Below are 22963 nucleotides of genomic sequence, written 5' to 3'. Positions count from 1 at the left end.
AATGGGACAATGAGCGAACCGCGCCATCCGGATGATTATGAGAATGTGCCGAGGCCGGTGGTCGGCATCGGCAATGATTATCCTCCGTCCTTCGAACTGGCCGAGCATCGTCACCGGCGCGGACAATTTCTCTACGCAGCGAGCGGGGTGGTCGCGGTCAGCACGCCAGAGGGCGCATGGGTCGCGCCGCCGGAACGGGGCGTGTGGATACCGGGCGGCACCCCACATGCGGTGCGCATGGTTGGCGCGGTGCAGACGCGCAGCGTGCTGATCGATCCGGCCGTGTGCCCGACCCTTGCCCGGACCTGCTGCATCGTCGGCGTCTCGCTGCTGCTGCGCCAGCTATTGGTCGCCGCTGCCGAAATCCCTGTCGACTATGTGGAGGAAGGGCGCGACGGGCTGGTCATGCAATTGCTCGTTTCGGAAATCGACCGGGCGCCGGTCATACCGATCCTGGTGCCCTTTCCACGCCACGCCATGCTGGCTGCGCGCTGCCATGCCTTTCTGGAGCAGCCGCGCGCAACCGCGACGATAGACCAATGGGCCGATGCTCTGGCGATGAACCGCCGCCGTTTCACCCGCTTGTTCCGGCGGGAGACAGGCATGAGCTTCGCGGAATGGCGGCAACAGGCCTGCCTGTCAGTGGCGCTGCCACGCCTTGCGGCGGGCGAACCGATCACCATGATCGCGCTCGATCTGGGCTATGATGGGCCTGCCAATTTTTCCACCATGTTCAAGCGCGCCCTGGGCGTTCCGCCCAGTCGCTATCACCCATCCTGATGCGGCGGCATCCCTCCGATAATCCCCCGACGCGACGCATGATTGTCACGAATCGCTCCTAGGGCGCTCCCAATCATAAAAGACCGTCGCACATCGGGGTAAATCATGAAATTCACTACTGCCGGCGCAGTCGTTGCGCTGCATATCTTTGCGTGTTCTTCCGCCAGCGCGGAAGAAACTATCCCCGCCAGTGATAATATTGATACGGGCGACAGCATCATCGTGACAGGCACACGCGATGCCAAGCGAACGAAGTTCGATGCATTGGCGCCGATTGACGTGCTGTCATCGAAATCGATCGACAACAGTATTTCCAACGATCTGTCCGATACGTTGGCGCAGCTTCTGCCGTCATTCAACGTGCAGCGCCTGCCTGCTGCCGATGGTCAAGCCTTCGTTCGTCCCGCGACGCTCCGTGGGCTGTCCGCCGACCAGACGCTGGTGCTGGTGAATGGCAAGCGCTACCACCGTTCCGCGTTGCTCGGCACGCGCGGGGCGCAGGCCGCCGACCTTGCCACCATTCCCAACCTCGCCATCAAGCGGATCGAGGTGCTGCGTGACGGTGCGTCGGCCCAATATGGTTCGGACGCGATCGCGGGGGTGGTCAACATCATCCTGGACGACCAGCCAAGCATGGAAGCCTATGGCCAGTTTTCGCAATATTATAAGGGTGACGGCGCCACTTATCAGACCGGCGGGCAGGGTGGCGTCGCACTGGGCGATCGGGGCAGCATCGTCCTTACCGGGGAATTTTCCAAATCGGACGCGACATCCCGAACCCGCCAGCGGCCTGACGCCGCAGCATTCCAGGCGGCCAATCCGACCCTGGACGTTCCCGATCCGGTGCAGCGCTGGGGTCAGCCGGATCTGCGTTCGGTTCGTGCGGGCGTGAACGCGCATTATGATTTCTCCGACGCCGTTACCCTCTATGCCTTTGGCACGGTCGGCAATGGCGAGGGTGTGACTGACTTCAACTGGCGCAATCCGGCGAGCACGGCGAATGTCTATGGCAATAGCTCGGCCTTTCCCGGCTTCAATTTCTCCAGCCTCTATCCGACCGGTTTCACCCCGCGTTTCGGCACAAAATATGATGATTTTCAGGCTGACGCCGGTCTGCGCGGCGCACTCAGCGAGCGGCTGACCTATGACATCAGCACCTCGGCCGGGCGCAGCCGCATCAATTACAACATGAAGGAATCGCTCAACGCCTCCATGGGGCCGGCAAGCCCGACCAGCTTTTATCTGGGTCGGTTGCGCCAGAGCGAGTTCAACATCAACGCCGATTTCGTCTACCGCCTGCCACTCGGCCTGGTCGAGCCTGCGAATATCGCTTTCGGCGCGGAACGGCGCAGGGAAAGCTATGGTATTCGTCCGGGCGACCCGGCCTCCTACGAGATCGGCCCAGGCGCGGCGACGGGTCTGGCGCCCAATAGTAACGGGTTTCCCGGCTTCAGCCCGCTGAACGCAGGCGAATGGTCGCAGACCAGCTATGCCGGTTATCTTGATGTGGAAGTGCGTCCGATCGAGGCTGTGACCTTGGGCGCAGCCGGTCGCTATGAGGATTTCTCCGCTTTCGGCGACACGTTCAACTACAAGCTGTCGGCCCGGTTCGAGCCGGTGAAGGGCATCGCCCTGCGCGGCACCTACTCGACCGGCTTCCGTGCGCCGACCCCGGCGCAGCTCAATGCGGTCAACACCAGCCAGGGACTCGACACCCGCACGCTTCAGATCTTCAACACCGGTCGCCTGTCTCCCAACGATCCGATCGCGATCGCGCTGGGTGCAAAGCCGCTGACACCGGAAAAGTCGCGCACCATCACGACGGGCCTGACCTTCCAGTCGGATTTCGGCCTGACCGGCAGCATCGACCTCTATCAGATCAAGCTGCGCGACCGGTTCGGTCAGTCGGCGACGTTCGCGGTTCCGGCAAGCCTGCCCAATCCGCAGCGCTTCACCTCCGTCACCTATTTCACCAACGACTTTGACACCCGCACGCGCGGTATCGACGTTGTGCTGGCCTATACCAGGAAGGTCGGACCGGGCACCGCCGATATCAGCCTGGCCTATAATTATAATCAGACCAAGGTGACGAGCGGCACGTCGGCGGCGATCGCCAACGAGACGCAGCGGATTATCTTCGAGGAGCGACTGCCCAAGCATAACGGCACCGCCTCGCTCGGCTACACGCTGGGGAAGTTCGGCATTCAGGGTCGCGCACGCTATTATGGCGCCTGGACCGATGTCAGCGGCAACGCCGGTGGCGACCTGTTCCAGCGCTTTGGATCGATGGTGCTGTTCGATCTGTCGGCCAGCGTCCAGGTGACGCCGAACATCTCCATCCGGGGCGGCGCGGAGAATATCTTCAACAGCTATCCCGACGAGGCGACCAATCAGGCCGTGCGCGGCCTCATCTATTCGCGCAACGCGCCCTATGACACCGATGGCGGACAATATTATGTCCGCTTGGGCCTGACCTTCTGATCGGCTAGGCTGGCGCGATGAACCTGAGCCGGAGGCAGATGATGATGGCGGTAGCGGCAACGCCGATGGCGGGAAGGATCGAGGCCGCCCGTTCGCCTGCCGCCGTCCGGTCCGATGACGAAGCCCATTGGACGAAGGTCGCGGCGCAATATGATGTCACCCGCGACGTCATCCAGTTGGAGAACGGCAATTGGGGGATGATGGCCCGTCCCGTGCTGGAGCAATATGAAGCGGCGGTGCGGCGGGTCAATCGCGAGACCAGCTATTATGCCCGGCGCGGCCTGATGCCGGACCTGATCGCGGTGCGCGACCGGGTGGCCGCGAAGATGGGCGTCGCGCCGGATGAGATCGCCTTCACCCGGAACGCGACGGAGGCGCTGAAGGCGCTGATCGGCGGCTATAACCGGCTGCGTCCCGGCGACGCCGTGCTCTATGCCGATCTTGACTATGACAGTATGCAGGCGTGCTTCGAGACGTTGAAACATAGTCGCGGTGTTGATGTGGTGCGGATCGCGCTGCCCGAACCGGCGACCTATCAGGGGCTGATCGACGCCTATGAAGCGGCGCTCACTGCCAATCCCAAGGTTCGGCTAATCCTGCTCACCCATCTCAGCCATCGCACCGGGCTGGTTGTGCCGGTGCGGGAGATCGTGGCCATGGCCCGCGCACGCGGGGTCGATGCGATCGTCGATGCCGCGCATAGCTGGGGTCAGCTCGATTTCCGTCCGGCCGATCTCGACGCGGATTTCATCGGTTTCAATCTGCACAAATGGTGGGGCGCGCCGTTGGGTGTCGGCGTCATCCATATTCGCAAGTCGAAGGTCGACCTGATCGATCCGGACAGCGCCAATGCACCGCCCTTTGCCGCCAACAGCTATGCGCGGGTGCATACGGGCACGGTGGATTATGCGGCGCAATTGACGGTGCCCGCCGCGCTCGATTTCCAGGATGCGATCGGCGATGCCGCGCGTGCGGGCCGGCTGCGCTACTTGCGAGATCGCTGGGCGGAGGCGCTTCGCGATATGGAGGGGTTGGAGATATTGACGCCCGCCGATCCGCGTTTGCATGGCGGGATCACATCCTTCCGCTTTGCCGGGCGGACCAGCGTCGCCGATAATATGGCCATCGCCAAGCGGCTGCTGGACGAGCATCGCATCTTTTCCGTTCACCGGGATGGGCCGGAACGGGGCGCCTGTGTCCGGATAACGCCGGCCTTGTTCAACAGTGCGGTCGACATCGATGCTTTGACGGGTGCGATCAAAGCCATCGGACGTTCGCTCTAACCCTGGCCGCTCCCTTCCCATGCGTTCGGCGAGGCGTACGCATGGGATATTCGGAGACAGGCGGCTCAGCGCCCGATGGTAGCCATCAGTTGCGCCGGATAGCGTTCGCCTTCGATCGGAATGGCGGCAGCCGCCGTTTCGATCCGGGCGAGGTCATCGGTCGTCAGTTCGACTTCGATCGCACCCAGATTTTCTTCCAGACGATGCAGCTTGGTGGTGCCGGGAATGGGAACGATCCAGGGCTTCTGCGCCAGCAGCCAGGCTAGGGCGATCTGCGCCGGGGTAGCCCCCTTGTCCTGGGCGATGCCTGTCAACAGATCGACCAGCGCCTGATTGGCGGCCATGGCTTCGGGCGTGAAGCGCGGCAATATCTTGCGGAAGTCATTGTCGCCAAGGGGGGCGTCCGCACGCATCGCACCGGTCAGAAATCCCTTGCCGAGCGGGCTGTAGGGGACAAGCCCGATCCCCAGTTCTTCACATATGTCGAGAATGCCGTTGGTTTCGGGACCGCGCGTCCAGAGCGAATATTCGTTTTGCAGGACGGATACCGGCTGGACCGCATGGGCGCGCCGCACCGTCGCGGCAGCCGGTTCGGACAGGCCGAAATGCCGGACCTTGCCCTGTGCGATCAGGTCCTTTACGGTGCCGGCCACATCCTCGATCGGCACATCGGGATCGACGCGATGTTGGTAGAAGAGATCGATTACCTCGACCCCAAGGCGCTTGAGTGAAGCGTCGGCAACGGCCCGGATATTGTCCGGCCGACTGTTCAGGCCAGTCTGCTTGCCGTCTACGATATTGAATCCGAACTTGGTCGCGATCACGACCTGGTCACGCACGGGTTCCAGCGCGGCGCCCACGATTTCTTCGTTGGTGAAGGGACCGTAGACTTCGGCCGTGTCGAAGAAGGTGACGCCGCGATCCACCGCCTGACGGATCAGGGCAATGGCATCTTCCCTGCCGAGCGCATGGCCATAGCCGAAATTGATCCCCATGCAGCCAAGGCCGAGGGCGGAGACTTCCAGCCCGCTTTTTCCGAGAAAACGCTTCTTCATTTCTTTCCTCCAGTTGCAGGAATGACCGCAGGCCTATGACGGGGGCGGTTTGGCGCGGTCGACATGCAACCCTGCTCCATTCACCATCATATAGGGCAAAATGAATTATTGGATTAGATCATGAAATCGGCATAAACCTATGTAATAGATTCATGAGAGGAGATTAGATGCGACGGGACCGATTGATCGACCTGAACGCTTTCCTGTCCGTGGCGGACGAGCAGAGCTTCACACGCGCGGCTGCCAAGCTCAATGTTTCTCAATCCGCCCTTAGCCACACTATTCGTCGTCTGGAAACTCATCTAGGCGTGCGTTTGCTGACCCGCACCACACGCCGGGTATCCGTGACGGAGGCAGGCCAGAAACTGGTCGATACGCTGCGGCCGGCGCTGGACGACATCGACCGGCAACTGGCCGCGATCGTCGAATTGGGGGACAAGCCATCGGGGACGATCCGGATCACATCGTCCCGGCGTGCAGCCGAAACGATCCTGTGGCCGGCGCTAAAACCGTTGCTGCGGGACTATCCGGAGATCAAGGTCGAAGTCAGCATCGACAGTAGCCTGACGGATATCGTGGCCGAACGCCTCGACGCAGGCATCCGGTTGGGCGAGCAATTGGCGAAGGACATGATCGCTGTCCGGATCGGCCCGGAACAGCGCATGGCGGTTGTGGGATCACCCGCCTATTTCGAAAACCATCCCAAGCCGCTGACGCCGCAGGATCTGGCCGATCATTCGTGCGTCAACCTGCGGCTGCTGTCGGCAGGCGGCCTCTATGCCTGGGAGATGGAGAAGAACGGGCGGGAAATTCGTGTACGGGTCGATGGACAGATTATCTTCAACGACGCGCAGATGGTCATAAAGGCCGCCATGGACGGATTTGGCCTGGCCTGCACGCTTGAGGACCATGTTCTGGAGCAGATTGCGGACGGCACGCTCATTCGGGTGCTGGAAGAATGGTGTCCTCCTTTTCCAGGCTATCATCTCTATTATCCCAGCCGCCGGCAACAATCCGCGGCATTCACCCTGCTGGTCGAGGCGCTCCGTTATCGAGGTTGAACATCTAGCGCTCCCTCAATCCGATTTACCGATAATCCCCAATCTCGATCCCGTGACGGTTGAGTTTGTCGTAGAAGGTTTTCCTGGGCAGATGCAGTTCGGCCATCGCCGATCGTGCATCGCCATGAACCCGTTCCAGCACCTTGCGGATGACGGCGGCTTCATAGCGTTCGATACGCTGGCTTAACGGCATATGCTGCTCTGTCTCTCTTCCGTCCGTTTGCATACCCAGCAGGATGCGTTTGGCATAGTTGGCGAGCTCGCGCACATTGCCGGGCCAGTCATGCTCGGTCAGCCTGGCGCGCACCTCGGCGCCGACCTGTGGAGCTTCACGCCCCATCTGTTCCGCCGCCTGATGTAGCAGATAACCGAACAGCAACGGCACATCTTCCCGCCTGTCACGCAGCGGCGGGATGCGCAGCCGCACCATGTCGAGCCGGTAGAGCAGGTCGGCACGGAAACGCCCCTCCGCAACGCTCGTCTCGATGCCGGGCTTGGTCGCGGCGATCACGCGCGTGTCGAGCGGCTGCGGCTGGTCCGCACCAACGGGGTGGATTTCCCGTTCCTCCAGCACGCGCAACAATGAGCCTTGGAGCCGCGCGGGGCTGCTTTCGATCTCGTCAAGGAACAGGGTGCCGCGATGGGCGCGGGCGATACGGCCGGACTGCGTGAGTTGCGCTCGCCCCTCCTGCCCGAACAGGTCCGCTTCGGCGATGGTGTCGGGGAGCGCTGCGCAGTTGATCGCAACGAAGGGACGGCCCCGTCGCCGGCTCCAGCGATGCAGCAGCGTCGCCACCAGTTCCTTGCCCGTTCCGGTTTCGCCCTCGATCAGCACGTCGACATCGGCATCCGCGATCTGGCGCATATTCTCGCGCAGGCGCACCATGGCGGGGCTTTCGCCGATCAGCGGTTCGCCCGCCGCACTCTCGTCCGCCGCGGCGCGCAGGCGGCGATTGTCGAGCACCAATTGCCGCATCTCCAGCGCCCTCCGTGCAGCCGCGATCAGGTGATCGGTGGCGAAAGGCTTGGCGATGAAATCGAACACACCTTGCTTGAGCGCCGACACCGCCATGGACACGTCGCCATGGCCGGTCATCAGGATGACGGGGATCTGATGGTCGATGGCGGCGATGCGGCGGAACAGTTCCAGCCCGTCGATGCGCGGCATACGGATGTCGGAGATGATGGCGCCGTCGAAACCAGCGTCCAGCCGGGCCAGCGCCGCCCCCGCGTCGGCAAAGCATTGCACCGGCAGGTCGGCCAGTTCGAAGGATTGGGCGAGCGCCGTGCGCAATGCATCGTCGTCGTCGATCAGCAGGATGGAAGGAGCGTCGTTCATGCCTTTACCAATGTCATGCGAAACATGGTGTGCGGATCGTTGGCGATATGGTCTAGCGCGCCGCCAAATTCGACCATGATGTCGCGCGCGATATGAAGCCCCAGACCCAGGCCGCTCGGTTTGGAAGTAGCGAAGGGCATGAAGATGTCGTCGCGCAACGCTTCGGCTATGCCCGGCCCGCTGTCGCGCACGTCCAGGAACAGCCGGTCATCATGGTCCGCCAGCGTGACTTCCACCCAGCCATTCGACTGATCCCCCACGGCCTCCAGCGCATTATGGAGCAAATTCACCAATACCTGTTCCAGCCGGACGCGGCCCGCACGGACTTTCAGTGCGGTATCGGGCCGGGGCAGGGTCAGCCGAACGCCTGCGCTGCGGAACCGATCCGCCACCAGCAGGCGGACTCCCTCGATAGCGTCGATCAGAGGCACTGGCCCGATCTCGCCCACGCCCCGCCGGGCGTAGCGGCGCAATTGTGCGGTGATGCTGCCGATCCGGTCAGTCATCGCGACGATCTCGCGCAGGTTGGCGCCGGCCTTGTCGGGTTGGTTGCGCCCCAGGAACAGGGCGGCATTTTCGGCAAAGGTGCGGATCGTCGCGACCGGCTGGTTGATTTCATGCGCCACCCCGGCCGAGATGGTGCCAAGTGTCCCCAGCCGGTTGGCATGGGCAAGCTCCTCGCGCGCCTGGCGATAGCGGCGATCGGCCAGCGTGCGCGCCTCCATCTCATGGGCAAGCGCTTCGGTCCGCAGCGCCACTTCCCGCTTGAGCAGGATGCGGTCGCGCACCGTCCGGCGGCGGCGTGCCGTGATCCAGAAGAGGGCGGCGAAGAGCAGGAGCAGCAAGGCGGCGAACAAATAGGTCGCAATCTGCGTTCGCTGCGCGGCTGCCGCCAATCCCGTATCGATCGGCGTGACATGGTAGAGCCGCCAGCCGGCTACCGGGACCGCCAGGCTGGCCGTCATCGCCTGACTGCCGTCACGCAGGCGGGTGCTGCCATCGGACGCGAGGGTCAACCCCAGCGGTTGCAGCGGCGCGTTGCCGAATTGAAGCGCGCGCTGGATACGGGCGCGCAACGCCGGTGAAACTGGATGCAGCCCATGGAAACGGCGGGCAGGATCGCTGCTCAACAACAATATGCCATTCTGGTCGGCGACGAAGGTCCAGGCCTGCCGATCCGCCCAGGCGCGCTCGATCGCGTCGAACTCCATCTTGACGACGATGACCCCGATCGGTCCATTCGGCCCTTCCACCCGGCGCGATAGATAAAGGCCGGGTCGGTGGCTGACCGTGCCCAGGGCAAAATATTCACCGCCGCCCTTACGCCAGCCAAGCTGATAATAAGGACGGAAGCTATAGTCCTGGCCAAGGAAGCTGTTGGGCTGGCGCGCATTGGATGCGGCAACCGACATGCCCGATGCATTGAGGACATAGATTGCCGCTGCGCCGGTCTTGTCGGCGAGCAGGGCCAGCTTGTCGTTGAGTGCTGCGTCGACATGGTCCGATTGCAGCGCAGCCCGGACATCGGAATATTCACCAAGGACGACTGGAATGAGACGGAATTTCTGCAACTCCGATTCCAGCAGGCGCAGCATCGACCGGGTCTGTACCGCAGCATCGCTGCGCTGGTCCGCCAGAAACTGGTCGCGCATAGCCTGCCCATAGCGATCGGCAAACAGCAGGCAGGCTGCCAGCATCGCCACGGCGACAAGGAGCAGCGGCCACAGGCGCAGAAATCGCGAAACGGTCATTTGTGTGGATTATCACACAAAAATGGCACGCGCGATGTGGAAAATCGCACATTCATGCGTCAAGCTCGGCGCCTGTTTCAAATATATCATATTAATAACAACAGTTTGCTCACAATCTCAGACCAGCCTTGCGGTATCTTCCGCATCGGGTGACGCTTCAGGCGATTGCAGACAGGCATAGTTTGCAGTCGTGGAGATGGAGCGCCTGCGATGATCGAACAGAATTTTCCGACCGCTGTTGCGCAACCGCGCAAAGGTGGATTGGCCTCGCAGCTATATGTGCAGGTGCTGGTCGCGATCATGGCGGGCGCGGCGCTTGGCCATTTCTGGCCCAGCTATGGCGAGGCGCTGAAGCCGCTCGGCGACGCCTTCATCAAGCTGGTGAAGATGATTATCGCGCCGGTCATCTTCCTGACCATCGTCACGGGCATCGCGGGCATGAAGGAACTGGGATCGGTCGGTCGCGTGGCGGGCAAGGCTTTTGCCTATTTCCTGACCTTCTCGACCCTGGCACTGGTAGTGGGCCTGATCGTCGCCAATCTGGTTCGTCCCGGCGCGGGGATGAACATCAATCCGGCGACGCTCGATGGCGCGGCGGTCGCGGATTATGCGGCCAAGGCGCATGATAGCACGCTGACGGGTTTCCTGCTGGACATCATTCCCACCACGCTGGTGGGTGCCTTCACCGGCGGCAATATCCTTCAGATCCTGTTGATCGCTATCCTGTTTGGCATTTCGATCAGCCTGGTCGGTGAACCGGCCCAACCCGTCGTGCGCTTCCTGGAGCGGGTCAGCCTGATCGTCTTCAAGCTGGTGTCGATATTGATGCGGGCCGCTCCGATTGGCGCGTTCGGCGCGATCGCCTTCACCATCGGCAAATATGGCGTCGGCAGCCTCGTCAATCTGGGGGCGCTGGTGGCGACCTTCTACCTGACGTCGATACTCTTCGTGACCGTCGTGCTGGGCACGGTGGCGCGGCTCACCGGCTTTTCCATCTTCAAGTTGCTACGCTACCTTAAGGCGGAACTGCTGCTGGTGCTGGGCACTTCCTCATCCGAAGCTGCGTTGCCCAACCTGATCGAAAAGATGGAGCGGGCGGGCTGCGAAAAGTCGGTCGTCGGTCTGGTCGTGCCGACCGGTTACAGCTTCAACCTGGACGGCACCAATATCTACATGACCTTGGCGGCGCTGTTCATCGCGCAGGCCACTGGGGTTGAACTGACGCTTGGCCAGGAAATATTGTTGCTGGGCGTGGCGATGCTGTCATCCAAGGGAGCGGCTGGCGTCACCGGTGCGGGTTTCATTACGCTCGCCGCGACGCTTTCCATCGTGCCGACCGTGCCAGTCGCGGGCATGGCGTTGATCCTGGGTGTCGACCGGTTCATGAGCGAATGCCGCAGCCTTACCAATTTCATCGGCAATGCGGTGGCGACCATCGTCGTTGCCCGCTGGGAGGGCAAGCTGGACCGGCAGAAGCTGGACGATGCGCTGTCGGGCCGCCTGCCTGCGCCTGTCGCCACGGAAGCGGCGCGGGAACTGGCGGCCGCCTGATACGGATTGAAGTATAGAGGAAGGCGCGCCCGGCGAGGATAGCGCCTCCATATTGGAGAGGATGACATGATAATTCGCCCGCTTTGGGGCCTGGCGGCGCTTGCCTGCGCTACCCCCGCCATGGCGACAGCACCGCCATCCGACAGCGCTCCGGAAACCCCGCCGCCCGCCAGCTACCCCGCCGCGGCGCAGAGCGATGGCGCCACCGTCAACGGCTATAACTTGTCACGCTGGGCCGAAGACTGGCGGGTCTATCGCGATCCTGCTAAGCGCGACGACCTGCTCGACCGGCTGAAATATATACCGATTGCCGCTGACGGCGACATTTATCTGACGCTGAGCGGCGAAGCGCGGCTGCGCATGAACTTGACCAGCAACCCGCAGTTGATCGAAGGGCCGGAACAACGGCAGGACATTGTCCGCCTGGTTGCCGGCGCGGACCTGCATGTCGGCGATCATCTGCGCTTCTATGGGGAGGTTGCCCATGGCCAGATCGGCGGCAAGAATATCGGCACGCCTTCGGGTACGTTCAGCAACAGCTTTGTCTATCAGCAATATTTCGCGGAGGCGAAGACGCGGATCGACAATGTCGAACTGGGCGTAAGATATGGGCGGCAGGAATTCACCGATGGCCCCAATCTGCTGATTTCCCAACGCGACAACAACACCATCCGGTTCGTCCTGAACGGCGCCCGCACCTGGGTGCGTACGCCGACCATGCGCGCGACGCTGTTCGATTTCGAGACCACGGATCTGGGCAATGGCGGCCTGGGCGATGACGTGCCCGACAGGAATCGGCGGTTCAGCGGGGTTTCCGCCGGTTTCGTGGTGCCGCAACAGTGGCTGGGTGGATCGAAGCTGTTCTTCGACCCCTTTTTCTGGCGGCGACGCAACCGCGTCGGCACCTGGGGCGGCGTCATTGCACCGGCAGTACGCTATTATGCGGGCGCGCGGCTCTGGGGCGATGTTGGTCGGCTCAATCTCGACTGGACGCTGGTCCATCAATATGGCGAGTTCCAGGATCGGCCGATCCGTGCCTGGCAGGCCTTTTTTGCGCAGAATTGGCGCCTGGGCAAAGACAAGGCCGCCCCGAAGATTGGCGTGCATGTCGACTATGGCAGCGGCGGCGGAGGCTATGACAAGGGCACGCTGCGCAACGCCTATGCGCCCTACGGCAACAATATCTATTTCAGCTACGGCCTGTTCCTGACCGCCACCAACATGATCGCGATCGCGCCGAATGTCAGCTTCAACCCGACCGACAAGCTGCGCGCGTCCTTCGAATATCAGTTCACATGGCGCGACGATGAGAAGGATGCCGTCTATCGCGCCAATTATACGCCCTATGTCGGGACGGAGACGGTTGCGGGCAAGTCCGTCGCGCGCCTGGCGCGCGCGCAATTGATTTACAACATCGCTCCCCGGCTGACGCTGACGACGCGGGCGGAATATCTCAAGGCCGGCACAGTCCTCCGGCGCGCCGGCTATACCGACTCCGCTTTCCTCGGAAGCTGGATCAGTTTCCGCTTCTAGCGATCGTCAGAACCGCTTGCGCAATTCGATGAACCAACTGCGCGCATTGCCGATATAGGCGCCCTTGGGACCGGTGAAGCCGGACACGGCATAATATTTGTCGAAGATATTCTCGATACGCAACTTCACCTCGGCAAAGGCGAAACTCTTGGTGAGCGTCGTATCGAAGATGGTGAAAGGCTTCAACCGGTCGCCCGAACGATCCAGTTGGCTGGACACATGCTGGCCGCCAAAGGCGATGGCCGTGTCTATCGCGGGGATCTGATAGCGGGTCCAGAAGCCGGCCTGGTGCCGTGGTGCGTTGGGAAAACGATCGCCGACGCTATTGTCGATCGATTGGCCTTCGGCACTGCCGGTGATGCGCGTGTCATTATAGGCATAGCTGCCCGACACAAGCCAGTTGCGGGTGATATCAGCGGTCAGAGTCAGTTCGATGCCCTTGCTGGTCACTTCACCGACTGGCGCCATTTGATCCACGCCATTGACGGCATCCTGGTTGTCGTCGATTTGCAGCACGTTGCGCCGGACGATGCGATAGAGGGCCGCCGTCGCCTGGATACGGCCGTCGAGCAGGTCGGTCTTGGCGCCCGCCTCGATCTGGTTCCCGGTTTCGGGCGAGAAGGGGCCGCCCACCAATGGCGACTGGTTGGCCACGCTTTGCGGTTCGAAGGATTGCGACCAGTTGAAATAGAGCGAGACGTCCTTGCGCGGCTTGTAGATCGCACCGCCGCGCCAGGTCGTGGCGCTGGCGTCCGCCTGGGTCCCGGCGATATGATCCTCGTCCTTGAACCAGTCGCGCCGGACGCCGCCGACCAGGATGATATGATCGCCGAAGCCGATCTGGTCTTGAACATAGACGCCGTAGCGGGTCACACGGGCGTCGCTTCGCGTAATCGGCAAGGTCGACAGGTCGATCGGGTTTGCCGTGCCATATTGCGGGTCGTTCAGCGACAGCATTGGCACATTCCGGCTTGATTGCAGACGGCTGTTCGCATCCTCCCGATACCAGTCGCCGCCCAGCAGGATGGTGTGATTGATCGGGCCGGTGTTCGTCTTGACCACGAAATTGGAGCCGAAGGACAGTCCTTCGACATTGCGTCGCTGGGCGCGGAATTCGCGGGTGATGCTGTCAAAGATGCCGTCGGCATCGGTGTCGCGCAGGGCGACCGGTTCATGATATTCCTGATGCTCGCGATAGCGGAACCAGCGGCCCGCGACGTTGAAGGACACCGCTTCGGACAATTTGCTGTCCAGCCGGGCCTGACTGACGAGGCCATTATAGCGGATGAAATCACCCGGTTCATTGTGGTTCCAGCTACGGTAGGTCAGGAAATTGCCATTCGCGTCCACGGGAATCCCACGCAGCCGGTTGCCGGGAAGATCCTGGTCATAGTCGGTGATCTGCACCGTCAGGCTGGTGTTTTCGTCCAGCCGGAATTTAAGGCCGCCATCGGCGATGATCGTCCTGCTGCTGGCGTTTACGCGGTAACTGTCGAAATCCTCGTAGACAAGGCCGAGGCGACCGCTGATCGCACCGCTGGCGTCGAGCGCCCCGGTAACGTCGCCCGATCCGCCATAGCGGCTACGCCCGCCGGCGATGGCCCGGATATTGGCGGCGAAGGTCTCGCTTGGCTTCTTGGTCACATAGTTGATCGTTCCGCCTGGTGATCCTGCGCCGTAGAGCATACCGGCCGGGCCTTTCAGAAACTCCACCCGGTCGATGGTGAAGAGTTGCGGCACGGAGAAGGTCTGGAACGGATCGCCGCGCAGCCCGTCATAATAGGTCGTGTCCTGGCGGAAGCCGCGGAAGGTGACGGTGGCGTAGTTATTGGCGCTGAGGCCAGGCACATTGCGGTAAAGGTCGCGAATGTCGCGAGCGCCCTGATCCTCTATCATGTCGCTGTTGATGACCTGTACCGACTGCGGCATGTCGAGCGGATTGGCCGGAACCTTGCCCACCTCCGTATCCTGCACGCGATAGAGCGTCTGGGCGCGGGCGGTGATGATGATGTTGTCGGCAGCCGCTTCTGCGGCGTGAGCGGGCATGATGCTGCCAAAAGCAAGGGCAAGAAGGGACGGGGCCAGAAAACGGGCTGCCATGGGATTTAAGTCCTGTAGGTTCGAAAATCAGTAAATGTCGCGGCGATAGAAACCGGTCTCGGCCATTGCTTCGAGCCGTTCATCGCCCAGCGCCGCACGCAGGGCGATGTCGACTGCGGGGGCCATCCCCTCCAGGCTGCCGCAAACCAGGATGGCGGCGCCCCGATCGACCCACTCGCCAATGGTTTCTGCAGCTTCCATCACGAGATGCTGGACATAGCGACCACAACCGGGATCACGCGACCAGGCACGGTCGAGCCGGGCAAGCGTGCGGTCGGCCAGCCGGGCATCCAGTTCGTCGGCCAGAAGGGCATCATGGAGAGCGTTGCGTTCACCGAAGAAAAGCCAATGGCCCTTGCTGCCTCTGGCCGCTGCCTGGCGCAGATGGCCGCGCAGTCCGGCAAGGCCCGTGCCGTTGCCGATCAAGATCAGCGGGTGATCCCCGTGGGGTGCGCGAAAACCGCTATTGGCGCGGACGCGCAGGCTGATCTCCGCCCCCAGAGGCGCATGCTGGGTCAGCCAGCCCGAACCCAGGCCCAGGCTGCCGTCGGTGCGGATGAATTGTCGCACCAACAATTCGATCCGGCCATCGCCGGGAATGGAGGCGACCGAATATTCCCGATGGGGCAGGGGGCGCAGGTCCGGTATGGCATTCGCCGGCGCGAGAGAGTCGGGCAGGATGCTGCGGGCTAGCTGACCGGCAAGGAGATGGTCTTCGACCATCATTTCCACGCCATCATTCCGCGTTTCGATCAGGGCGGCGACCCGTATCGGATCATTTTGCGGCAGGATTTCGGCAATGTCACCCGCTTCCCAATCGGGCAGCGGTCCGCCATTGGGTTCCAGTGCGATCAGCCAGGCGCTGCCGCCCGCGCTGCCGGGATTGAGCAGGCGTCGTTCGGCCAATCGCCAGGGTTCGTAGCGCGCCGGTGTCCAGTCAGGAACATCGGGACGCGCGCCGAGTGCGGCCAGTTGCTGCTGCCATTGCCGCCGGGCGTCACTATCCTCTCCATCCACTTCGATCATGTCGAACAGGCGCTGTGCGCCACCGGCATGGAGCCAATGATCGACCTGATGACCGAAGGCGCAGAAATCGGGATATTCCCGATCGCCCAGCGCCAGCACGGCATAATGGAGATGCGCGGCATCCGAGGGCGTCGCCATCGCCTGCCGCGCGAAGCGACGGACGCCGTCGGGCGGTTCGCCTTCGCCATAGGTGCTGACGACGAACAACGCCCGATCGACTTGTGCTAGCAGCGCAGCGTCGATCGAGGAAAGCGATTCCACGCGCGCGCCGCCCAGCGATGCGGCGGTCTGGCGGGCCAGCCGTTCCGCGCCGCCGGTCTGGCTGGCGAAGACCACCAGCGTGGCCTGCGCGTCGATCGTCGCGGGAAGATTGTCCAGCGACAGAGGCTCCAAAGGTCTCTTTCGCCGCCGGCGGGCGATGTAGAGCAGGAAGCCGGTCACGGTGAAGAGCGGCATGGCGAGGCTGGTGAGGAACAGGATGATTCGCCCCGGCAGGCCGAAGAAGGCGCCGCGATGCAGTTCGTACATCGATGTCGCGATGACCTGTCCCAGGCTTCGGTCGGCATAGCGTTCGACCTTGAGGATGCGGCCTTGCGCGAGGTCGACCTGCAGATTGTCGGTCATCCGTTCGTGACGGGCATGGGGCAGAAGAGCCCGGAAGCGCGCCGGTTCGTTACCCTTGGGCAAGGTGATCGATATGGATTCGAACCGGTTATCTATGGCCTTCTGCACTGTCGGCCAAGCGTACGACAAGCCGGACACATCGGCGGCGCTCTTTTGCGGCTTGCCGGGACGCTCAGCCTCGCCACGGCTGGTCTGGCCGGTCAGCGCATAAAGCATACCCTGCCGATACCAGTCATAGGACCACCAAAGACCCGTGCAGGCGCTCAACAAATAGAAGATCACGACCCAGCCGCCAATCACGGCATGGAGGGCGCGATAGAGATTGCGGCCGCTCTTGCGCAGGTCGAGCACCAACCAGGCGCGCCAGTCGAGCGGCTTGCGTGGCCAGCGCAGATAGAGGCCGGACAGGGCGAAGAAGAAGAGGGCGATCGCAGAAAAGGCCGTGATCTGCCGGCCAATGCCATTGCCACCGCCCGGCAAGGCGAGCCAACGATGCAGATCTTCCATCGTGCGGAAGAAAGTGGCGCCATTGGCCTGACCCAGGAGACGGCCATTGCGCGGATCGATATAGCTGCGCTCGCCACGCCGGCCCTTGCCCTTCACCGGATCGAACTGCACCTGCCAGGCGCGCGCCGGGTCAGCCTCCACCGTCAGGGAAGCGACCCGCAGGCCGTCGCGTTGGGCAGAGGCGCGGGCGATGACGGCATCGGGCGTGAGACTGGGTATATTGTCGGGGGCGAGCGTCACGATGCCGGGACTGATCGTCGCCATGATCTCGTCCTCGAAGCTCAGCGAGGCGCCGGTTACGCCCATGACAGCGAGCACGAGTCCGGCAGTGATCCCAAGAAACCAATGAATCTGGAACAATATGCGACGCGTCACTTCGGCTGCCCCTGGCGGAAGGGTCGCAAACCGACCCGAGAAAGGCCCGTGCCGATTGACATCCGGGCGCCCATTATCTCCTGAGCCGCCGGCTAGTGATATTGCAATCCATTTGCAATTGTTATTTTGCGCAAGCTTGCGCGAGGGCAAGGGAGGTCATGGCCGCTTTACGGCGCGGCGTTCATACGGAAAAACAGCAATGCGCCACTGGTCGCGGGCGCATTGCTGCTTGGCTGATTTGACGCGCATCGACTTCGACACGCATGGATGTGCCGGGGTGCGTCAGGCGGCGCTCTTGTGGTCCCTTGCTGCGCTATGGCGATTGTCCGGCGTGCCAAGGCCCAGATGTTCGCGGAAGGTCGTTCCTTCATAATCGGTGCGGAACAAACCGCGCGCCTGCAGGATCGGAATCACCCTGTCGACGAACAGGTCAAGCTGGCCCGGCAGAGGCTCGAACAATACGAAACCGTCGGCCGCCTGGCTTTCGAACCATAGCTGCAACCGATCCGCTACCGTCTCGGCCGATCCGACAAAAGCGCCGCGCGGCGTTGCCAGCCGTTCAGCCACCTGCCGGAGCGTCAGATTTTCCGCCCGCACTTCGGCAAAGATGCGCAGCGTGCCGCTCTGCTGGCTGTTGAGGCCGATATGCTCGACATCCGGGAAGGGCGCATCCAGATCATATTGGCGGAAATCATGATCGTTGAAGGTGCGCGACAGAAAGCCCAGGCCAGTGTCGATCGATTCCAGCGCGGCCAGTTCGCGATAGCGGGCTTCCGCATCCTCGTCCGTGTCGCCCACGATCGGCGCGATACCGGGCAGGATGAAAAGCTGATCGGGATCGCGGCCAAACCCTTTTGCCCGCGCCTTCACGTCGGCATAATAGGCCTGCCCGTCTTCCTGCGCCGGTGCGTGGGTGAAGATCACCTCGGCACGCCGGGCGGCGAAGCTGCGGCCATCGTCGGATGCACCGGCCTGGAAGATGACGGGTTGTCCCTGCGGCGTCCGCTTGATGTTGAGCGGCCCGCGAACCTGGAAAAATTCGCCCTGATGGTCCAGGCGGTGCAACTTGTCGGGATCGACGAATTGACCCGTTTCCTTGTCCGCGACATGGGCGCCATCCTCCCAACTGTCCCACAGGCCCTGGACCACATCCAGATATTCGGCAGCGATACGATAGCGGACGGCGTGGGCGGGATGTTCGGTCTTGCTGAAATTGGCGGCCGTGTCGCCCAGCCAGGAGGTGACGACATTCCAGCCGGCGCGGCCCCCGCTCAGATGATCCAGCGAGGCGAATTGCCGTGCGACATTGAACGGCTCGGAATAGCTGACCGTCAAGGTCGCGACCAGGCCGATGCGGGACGTCGTGGCGGCCAGCGCCGACAAGATGGTGATCGGTTCGAACCGGTTGAGATAATGCGGGCTGGACTTTTCATTGATCGACAGGCTGTCGGCCACGAACAGAAAGTCGAACTTGCCGCGTTCGGCGGTCGCCGCCTGCTTCTGATAATGGGTCAAGCTGGTGCTGGCGCCGACGTCGCGATCCGGGTGCCGCCAGTCGTTCCAGGTTCGCCCGACACCGTGCAGGATGAAGCCGAGCTTGATGTGCCGTTGCTGAGTCATGGCGGTGCCTTTCGGGATGAGCTATCCCTTATTGGTAGGACGGCACGCCAAATGTGACCAACGCGGACTCCTCGATGACTTATGATTTGGTCAAATAGACGGGCTACAGGCCTTCGGCCTCAACCCAGTGCGCGCTGGTGATCTGACGCGCGAGCGCCCAGACCTGCCGCCTTATGTCGGGTACGGCGACGATCTCCCAATGCGCGCCGCGCGTCATCGGGCCGACGATCATCAGGCGTTCCTGCGCATCGCCATTCGCGTCGATCGCGCGGCATTGACGGTCGACATCAATGCCGATGGCCAGCGGATCGGGACGGATGTCGCCGCGATCGAACAATTTGCGCAGCAATGGGTCTTTCACCCGGCGAAGATCGCCCAGCGGCCCTGTGCAGTTGACGACGCGCGCCACCCGGAGCGTTTCGACCGCTTCGCGACCGCGCGGGCGTAGATCCACCTTCAACCCATCGCCGTCCGTCCGAGAGGCGACGACCTTCGCTGCACGGACTTCCAGTCTGCCCTGGGCGCGCAATGCGTCCAGTCGGGCGGCAACCTCCGGCGCGATGCGATGGCGGTGCACGTCCCAATAGGGGCGAAGGTGACGCAGAAAGCGGCTCCGTTCGGTCGCGCTGGCGGCACGCCACATATCCTGCGTAAAGGGGCGTAGTTCGTCCACCGCATTGCGCCAGCCAATTTCCACGGCGCGTGCGCGAACGGCATGGACCAGCGCGGAAGCAGGGCTATTCGGGCGGTCGCTACGCACGGCATAGGGCTGGGTCGGCGTATGGGCATAGGGGGAAAGGCCGCGCCGGGACAGGGCGATGATCCTGCCCTCGAAGCCGCTGCTTTCGAGGCTCAACGCGCAGTCCACCGCAGTGAGGCCGCTGCCCAGCAGCAGGACGCTGTCCCTTGCGGTCAAGCCCTCCCCAATGTCTGCAGCCCAGGGATCATTGACATAGGCGGGGCGCTGCTGGCCGACGAGGGCAGGCAGGTCATGCGGTGGCAGATTGCCCGCCGCGACCACCGCGACATCGGCCGCGACGGTGCCGCCGGACTTGAGCGCCAGAAATGCGCCATCCTCCGCTATGGTGAGGTCAATAACTTCGTCCGGGAGAACCGTCAGCCGTTCCCCTGCCGCCGTACGCATTTCATCCAGCATCGCGCAGAGATAGCCGCCATAGTCACGCCGCCGCGCAAAACTGCCTTCCTGTCCCAAACCCTGTGCCTGCAACCATTCGGTGAAATGGCGGGGCTGATCAGGCAGCGCGCTCATATTGGCGGCGCGGACATTGAGGACATGATCCGCCTGCGCTGCGCCATAGGCCAGGCCGCGCCCCAGTCGATCGGGCCGGCGCTCGATCAATGTCACCCGGACGGTGCCGTGTCGCAGCAGGTTGATGGCCAGCAGCACGCCGCTGAAGCCGCCGCCGACGACGGCGACATGGTCGACCCTCATCATGGATCAAGCATTTCTAATGGTTCTGGCAGCATTGCTTGTGGGACATATCTCTACTTCATGAATAGATAAAGAGGCATCTGCATTTGTCGGAAGGACGATTATGAGCCTGTTGCGGTCCTGGGGCCAGAGGTGGAATCAGTTGAGGAATGCCGCGCGACGCGAATTTTTGCGCGATCCCAATGTCGTGCTGTTCGAGCGCGGGCCGGAGCAGGCGGCCACATTAACGCATGAAGGCAGGGGTGGCCGCTAAGATGCTGTCAAGGCGCGCATTTGTGGGTGCGGGGACCGCGTCCTGTTTGCTCCTGGCTGGTTGCGGAGCAGGGAAGGGCGCCCGCCCGACCCTGCGCGTGTCGGTCACTGGCAAGGGCGAGGGCGATACCCGGCTGTTGTTCAAGGCCGCCGGCATCAAGCCGGAGGGATTCGACCTTGCCTATAGCGAATTTCAATCCGGCCATCTGGTCGTGGAGGCGCTGAACGGCGGTTCGCTCGATTATGGCGGGATGAGCGAGATTCCGCCGATCTTTGCAGCGGCATCCACCATCCAGAGCTTTCGCCAGATCGCGGTGGCGCATGGCGACGTCAACAACCAGGTCGTGCTGGTGCCCAAGGGATCGAAGGCAAAGTCCATCGCCGATCTCAAGGGCAAGCGCGTAGGCTATGTCCGCGCCACCACGGCGCAATATTTCCTGATCCGGATGCTGGAAGAAGTCGGCCTGAGCTGGGACGATATCAAGCCGGTCGCCATGGGCGTTTCGGATGGCGCAGCAGCCTTTTCACAGGGTGCGTTCGATGCCTGGGCGATCTATGGCTTTCCGATCCAGCGCGCCATTGCGACCGAAGGCGCACGCATTCTCAAGACGGCCTATGGCATATTATCGGGCAACTATCTTGTGTCGGCCCATGTCGATGCGCTCAAGGACCCGGACAAGACACAGATCATCCGCGAATATCTGGGCCTGGTGCAGAAAGCCTATGGCTGGGCAGTCAACAACCAGGAGGAATGGGCGGGCATCATCGCCCAGGATATCGGTGTGCCGCGCGACTATGTCGCCGACCAGTTCAAACGCAAGAGCGCGAGCTACGAGCTGCGACCGGTGAGCGATCAGGCCATCGCCTCACAGCAGCAGGTGGCGGACCTGTTCTTCCAGCAAAAGCTGCTGCCCAAGGCGGTCGATGTCCGCCCGCTGTGGGACGCCCGTTTCAACGACGCCATTCCCAAGAGAGTCTGAAATCATGGCAAGTCAGGCGATTATCCACGATCAAGTCACCAACCCGCTGTTCCCGGCAGTGAGCGCCGAGCGGCTCGACTGGCTGACGAAGCAGCTTGCCGAGACGGCGGAACATTATGATCGCAGCGCGGAGTTTCCCCGCGCCAATTTCGATCTGCTGGCGCAGGAAGGGCTGATCGGCCTTACCGTCCCCCGCGAACTGGGCGGGCAGGGCGCATCGCTTTCCGAAGCGATCCGTGTGCTGGGTGCGGTGGCGAAGGGGGAGCCGTCGACCGCGCTCATCCTTTTCATGACCTATCATTATCATGCGACGCCGGCACGGGCGCGCAACTGGCCGCAGGACATTTACGAGCGGCTGGCGCGCGAAGCCGTTGCAGGCCGTGGTCTCATCGGCGGTTTGCGCGTCGAGCCGGAATTGGGCACGCCGGTCCGGGGCGGACTGCCCGCCACGATCGCACGGCGCACGGCGGATGGCTGGTCGCTGAGCGGTACGAAAATCTATTCGACCGGCTCGACCGGCCTCGACTGGTTCTCGGTCTGGGCGAAGACCGATGAGGACAGCCCCCGTGTCGGCAATTTCCTGGTCCGATCCGATAGTCCGGGCATTACGATCGAACCGGTATGGGATCATCTGGGGATGCGTGCGACGGTCAGTCATGCCGTGCATTTCGCGGACACGCCCACCCCACTCGACCATGCGGTCGATATCCGCCCGCCCGAACAATGGGCGGCTGGCGCGGGCGATCCCAGTCTGGCGATCTGGAATGCGCTGTCCATCTCGACCATCTATGACGGCGTGGCACGGGCTGCGCGCGACTGGTTGCGCGCTTATCTCAATGATCGGGTGCCGACCAATCTGGGCGCGTCGCTCGCCACCCTGCCGCGCGTGCAGGAGAAGTTCGGCGAGATAGAGGCGTTGCTGCAGGTCAATCGCACCCTGATCCGTGATGCGGCAGCCCGCTATGATGGAGGTGATCCGCCAGGCGCGGTGGAAGTCAATAATATCAAATATCTGGCTACCGCTAACGCCATTCGGGCGGTGGAGATCGGCCTGGAGCTTACCGGCAATCCGGGGATCAGCCGGAAGAACCCGCTCGAGCGCCATTATCGCGATGTGCTGTGCAGCCGCATCCATTCGCCCCAGACCGACACCATATTGATCGCCGCCGGCCGCGCGGCATTGGGAAACTGA

General features: G+C 62.6%; 16 protein-coding genes. 9 read left to right on the top strand and 7 right to left on the bottom strand.

The genetic code is table 11. The annotated features are described in order from the left end of the window. Positions 1 to 9: 9 nt before the first annotated feature. The 3 genes from MOK15_RS17645 to MOK15_RS17635 all read left to right on the top strand — a co-directional run bounded on the left by MOK15_RS17645 (position 10) and on the right by MOK15_RS17635 (position 4544). A complete protein-coding gene (locus tag MOK15_RS17645; RefSeq protein WP_242933028.1) occupies positions 10 to 780 on the top strand; it encodes a helix-turn-helix transcriptional regulator in 771 nt (256 codons plus the stop codon). Positions 781 to 885: 105 nt separating this feature from the next. Next, positions 886 to 3261, top strand: coding sequence for a TonB-dependent receptor (locus tag MOK15_RS17640; protein ID WP_242933027.1), 2376 nt, complete (start codon positions 886 to 888; stop codon positions 3259 to 3261). 17 nt (positions 3262 to 3278) lie between these two features. Beyond that, positions 3279 to 4544 carry an aminotransferase class V-fold PLP-dependent enzyme gene (locus tag MOK15_RS17635; protein WP_242933026.1) on the top strand — a complete coding sequence of 422 codons (1266 nt, stop codon included), beginning with the start codon at positions 3279 to 3281 and terminating at the stop codon, positions 4542 to 4544. Positions 4545 to 4609: 65 nt separating this feature from the next. Here MOK15_RS17635 and MOK15_RS17630 read toward each other — a convergent pair whose 3' ends face one another. Further along, the gene (locus MOK15_RS17630) at positions 4610 to 5599 is read right to left on the bottom strand and encodes an aldo/keto reductase (protein WP_242933025.1); all 990 of its coding nucleotides are present in this window, start codon (positions 5597 to 5599) and stop codon (positions 4610 to 4612) included. A 167-nt stretch (positions 5600 to 5766) separates the two neighbouring features. Here MOK15_RS17630 and MOK15_RS17625 point away from each other — a divergent pair, with 167 nt between their 5' ends. After that, positions 5767 to 6660 carry a LysR family transcriptional regulator gene (locus MOK15_RS17625; RefSeq protein ID WP_242933024.1) on the top strand — a complete coding sequence of 298 codons (894 nt, stop codon included), beginning with the start codon at positions 5767 to 5769 and terminating at the stop codon, positions 6658 to 6660. Between the two features lie 25 nt (positions 6661 to 6685). Here the strand turns inward: MOK15_RS17625 and MOK15_RS17620 are convergent, their stop codons facing one another. Together MOK15_RS17620 and MOK15_RS17615 are read right to left on the bottom strand one after the other, a co-directional pair. Continuing rightward, on the bottom strand, positions 6686 to 7999 hold the full coding sequence (locus MOK15_RS17620; protein ID WP_242933023.1) for a sigma-54 dependent transcriptional regulator: 1314 nt from the start codon (positions 7997 to 7999) through the stop codon (positions 6686 to 6688). After that, positions 7996 to 9750 (bottom strand): ATP-binding protein, encoded by a 1755-nt coding sequence (locus MOK15_RS17615; RefSeq protein WP_242933022.1) that lies wholly within the window; start codon positions 9748 to 9750, stop codon positions 7996 to 7998. Before MOK15_RS17615 ends, MOK15_RS17620 begins: the two co-directional genes overlap by 4 nt. Positions 9751 to 9960: 210 nt before the next feature. On the opposite strand from MOK15_RS17615, the gene MOK15_RS17610 reads away from it, so the two are divergent. Together MOK15_RS17610 and MOK15_RS17605 are read left to right on the top strand one after the other, a co-directional pair. Beyond that, entirely contained in the window at positions 9961 to 11301 is a 1341-nt protein-coding gene (locus MOK15_RS17610; RefSeq protein WP_278254318.1) for a dicarboxylate/amino acid:cation symporter, read from the top strand. Between the two features lie 66 nt (positions 11302 to 11367). After that, the gene (locus MOK15_RS17605; RefSeq protein ID WP_242933021.1) at positions 11368 to 12834 is read left to right on the top strand and encodes an alginate export family protein; all 1467 of its coding nucleotides are present in this window, start codon (positions 11368 to 11370) and stop codon (positions 12832 to 12834) included. A gap of 6 nt (positions 12835 to 12840) precedes the next feature. Here MOK15_RS17605 and MOK15_RS17600 read toward each other — a convergent pair whose 3' ends face one another. The 4 genes from MOK15_RS17600 to MOK15_RS17585 form a co-directional block, all read right to left on the bottom strand. Then, the gene (locus MOK15_RS17600) at positions 12841 to 14934 is read right to left on the bottom strand and encodes a TonB-dependent siderophore receptor (RefSeq protein WP_242933020.1); all 2094 of its coding nucleotides are present in this window, start codon (positions 14932 to 14934) and stop codon (positions 12841 to 12843) included. Between the two features lie 27 nt (positions 14935 to 14961). Further along, positions 14962 to 17466 carry a sulfite reductase flavoprotein subunit alpha gene (locus tag MOK15_RS17595; RefSeq protein ID WP_242933019.1) on the bottom strand — a complete coding sequence of 835 codons (2505 nt, stop codon included), beginning with the start codon at positions 17464 to 17466 and terminating at the stop codon, positions 14962 to 14964. Positions 17467 to 17748: 282 nt separating this feature from the next. After that, positions 17749 to 19086 carry an LLM class flavin-dependent oxidoreductase gene (locus MOK15_RS17590; RefSeq protein ID WP_242933018.1) on the bottom strand — a complete coding sequence of 446 codons (1338 nt, stop codon included), beginning with the start codon at positions 19084 to 19086 and terminating at the stop codon, positions 17749 to 17751. A gap of 103 nt (positions 19087 to 19189) precedes the next feature. Further along, positions 19190 to 20542, bottom strand: a complete 1353-nt coding sequence (locus MOK15_RS17585) for an FAD/NAD(P)-binding protein (RefSeq protein ID WP_242933017.1) — start codon at positions 20540 to 20542, stop codon at positions 19190 to 19192. Positions 20543 to 20642: 100 nt separating this feature from the next. On the opposite strand from MOK15_RS17585, the gene MOK15_RS17580 reads away from it, so the two are divergent. The 3 genes from MOK15_RS17580 to MOK15_RS17570 are packed head-to-tail and all read left to right on the top strand — an operon-like array spanning position 20643 to position 22963. Then, positions 20643 to 20792 (top strand): hypothetical protein, encoded by a 150-nt coding sequence (locus tag MOK15_RS17580; protein ID WP_242933016.1) that lies wholly within the window; start codon positions 20643 to 20645, stop codon positions 20790 to 20792. Between the two features lies 1 nt (position 20793). After that, positions 20794 to 21771 (top strand): ABC transporter substrate-binding protein, encoded by a 978-nt coding sequence (locus tag MOK15_RS17575; RefSeq protein WP_347567231.1) that lies wholly within the window; start codon positions 20794 to 20796, stop codon positions 21769 to 21771. A 4-nt stretch (positions 21772 to 21775) separates the two neighbouring features. Beyond that, positions 21776 to 22963, top strand: coding sequence for an acyl-CoA dehydrogenase family protein (locus MOK15_RS17570; RefSeq protein WP_242933014.1), 1188 nt, complete (start codon positions 21776 to 21778; stop codon positions 22961 to 22963).

This window comes from Sphingobium sp. BYY-5 (genome assembly GCF_022758885.1).
Taxonomy (GTDB): domain Bacteria; phylum Pseudomonadota; class Alphaproteobacteria; order Sphingomonadales; family Sphingomonadaceae; genus Sphingobium.
The sequence above is the reverse complement of the archived record's forward strand: the minus strand, read 5'-3'. Positions and strand labels throughout refer to the sequence as shown.

What these genes read in the sequence shown, in the direction of transcription:
- MOK15_RS17635 (WP_242933026.1), top strand. Translation starts at nt 3,279, where the DNA reads ATGAACCTGAGCCGGAGGCAGATGATGATGGCGGTAGCGGCAACGCCG.
- MOK15_RS17605 (WP_242933021.1), top strand. Translation starts at nt 11,368, where the DNA reads ATGATAATTCGCCCGCTTTGGGGCCTGGCGGCGCTTGCCTGCGCTACC.
- MOK15_RS17625 (WP_242933024.1), top strand. Translation starts at nt 5,767, where the DNA reads ATGCGACGGGACCGATTGATCGACCTGAACGCTTTCCTGTCCGTGGCG.
- MOK15_RS17580 (WP_242933016.1), top strand. Translation starts at nt 20,643, where the DNA reads ATGAGCCTGTTGCGGTCCTGGGGCCAGAGGTGGAATCAGTTGAGGAAT.
- MOK15_RS17615 (WP_242933022.1), bottom strand. Translation starts at nt 9,750, where the DNA reads ATGACCGTTTCGCGATTTCTGCGCCTGTGGCCGCTGCTCCTTGTCGCC.
- MOK15_RS17620 (WP_242933023.1), bottom strand. Translation starts at nt 7,999, where the DNA reads ATGAACGACGCTCCTTCCATCCTGCTGATCGACGACGACGATGCATTG.
- MOK15_RS17570 (WP_242933014.1), top strand. Translation starts at nt 21,776, where the DNA reads ATGGCAAGTCAGGCGATTATCCACGATCAAGTCACCAACCCGCTGTTC.
- MOK15_RS17590 (WP_242933018.1), bottom strand. Translation starts at nt 19,086, where the DNA reads ATGACTCAGCAACGGCACATCAAGCTCGGCTTCATCCTGCACGGTGTC.
- MOK15_RS17600 (WP_242933020.1), bottom strand. Translation starts at nt 14,934, where the DNA reads ATGGCAGCCCGTTTTCTGGCCCCGTCCCTTCTTGCCCTTGCTTTTGGC.
- MOK15_RS17610 (WP_278254318.1), top strand. Translation starts at nt 9,961, where the DNA reads ATGATCGAACAGAATTTTCCGACCGCTGTTGCGCAACCGCGCAAAGGT.
- MOK15_RS17640 (WP_242933027.1), top strand. Translation starts at nt 886, where the DNA reads ATGAAATTCACTACTGCCGGCGCAGTCGTTGCGCTGCATATCTTTGCG.
- MOK15_RS17645 (WP_242933028.1), top strand. Translation starts at nt 10, where the DNA reads ATGAGCGAACCGCGCCATCCGGATGATTATGAGAATGTGCCGAGGCCG.
- MOK15_RS17575 (WP_347567231.1), top strand. Translation starts at nt 20,794, where the DNA reads ATGCTGTCAAGGCGCGCATTTGTGGGTGCGGGGACCGCGTCCTGTTTG.
- MOK15_RS17585 (WP_242933017.1), bottom strand. Translation starts at nt 20,542, where the DNA reads ATGATGAGGGTCGACCATGTCGCCGTCGTCGGCGGCGGCTTCAGCGGC.
- MOK15_RS17630 (WP_242933025.1), bottom strand. Translation starts at nt 5,599, where the DNA reads ATGAAGAAGCGTTTTCTCGGAAAAAGCGGGCTGGAAGTCTCCGCCCTC.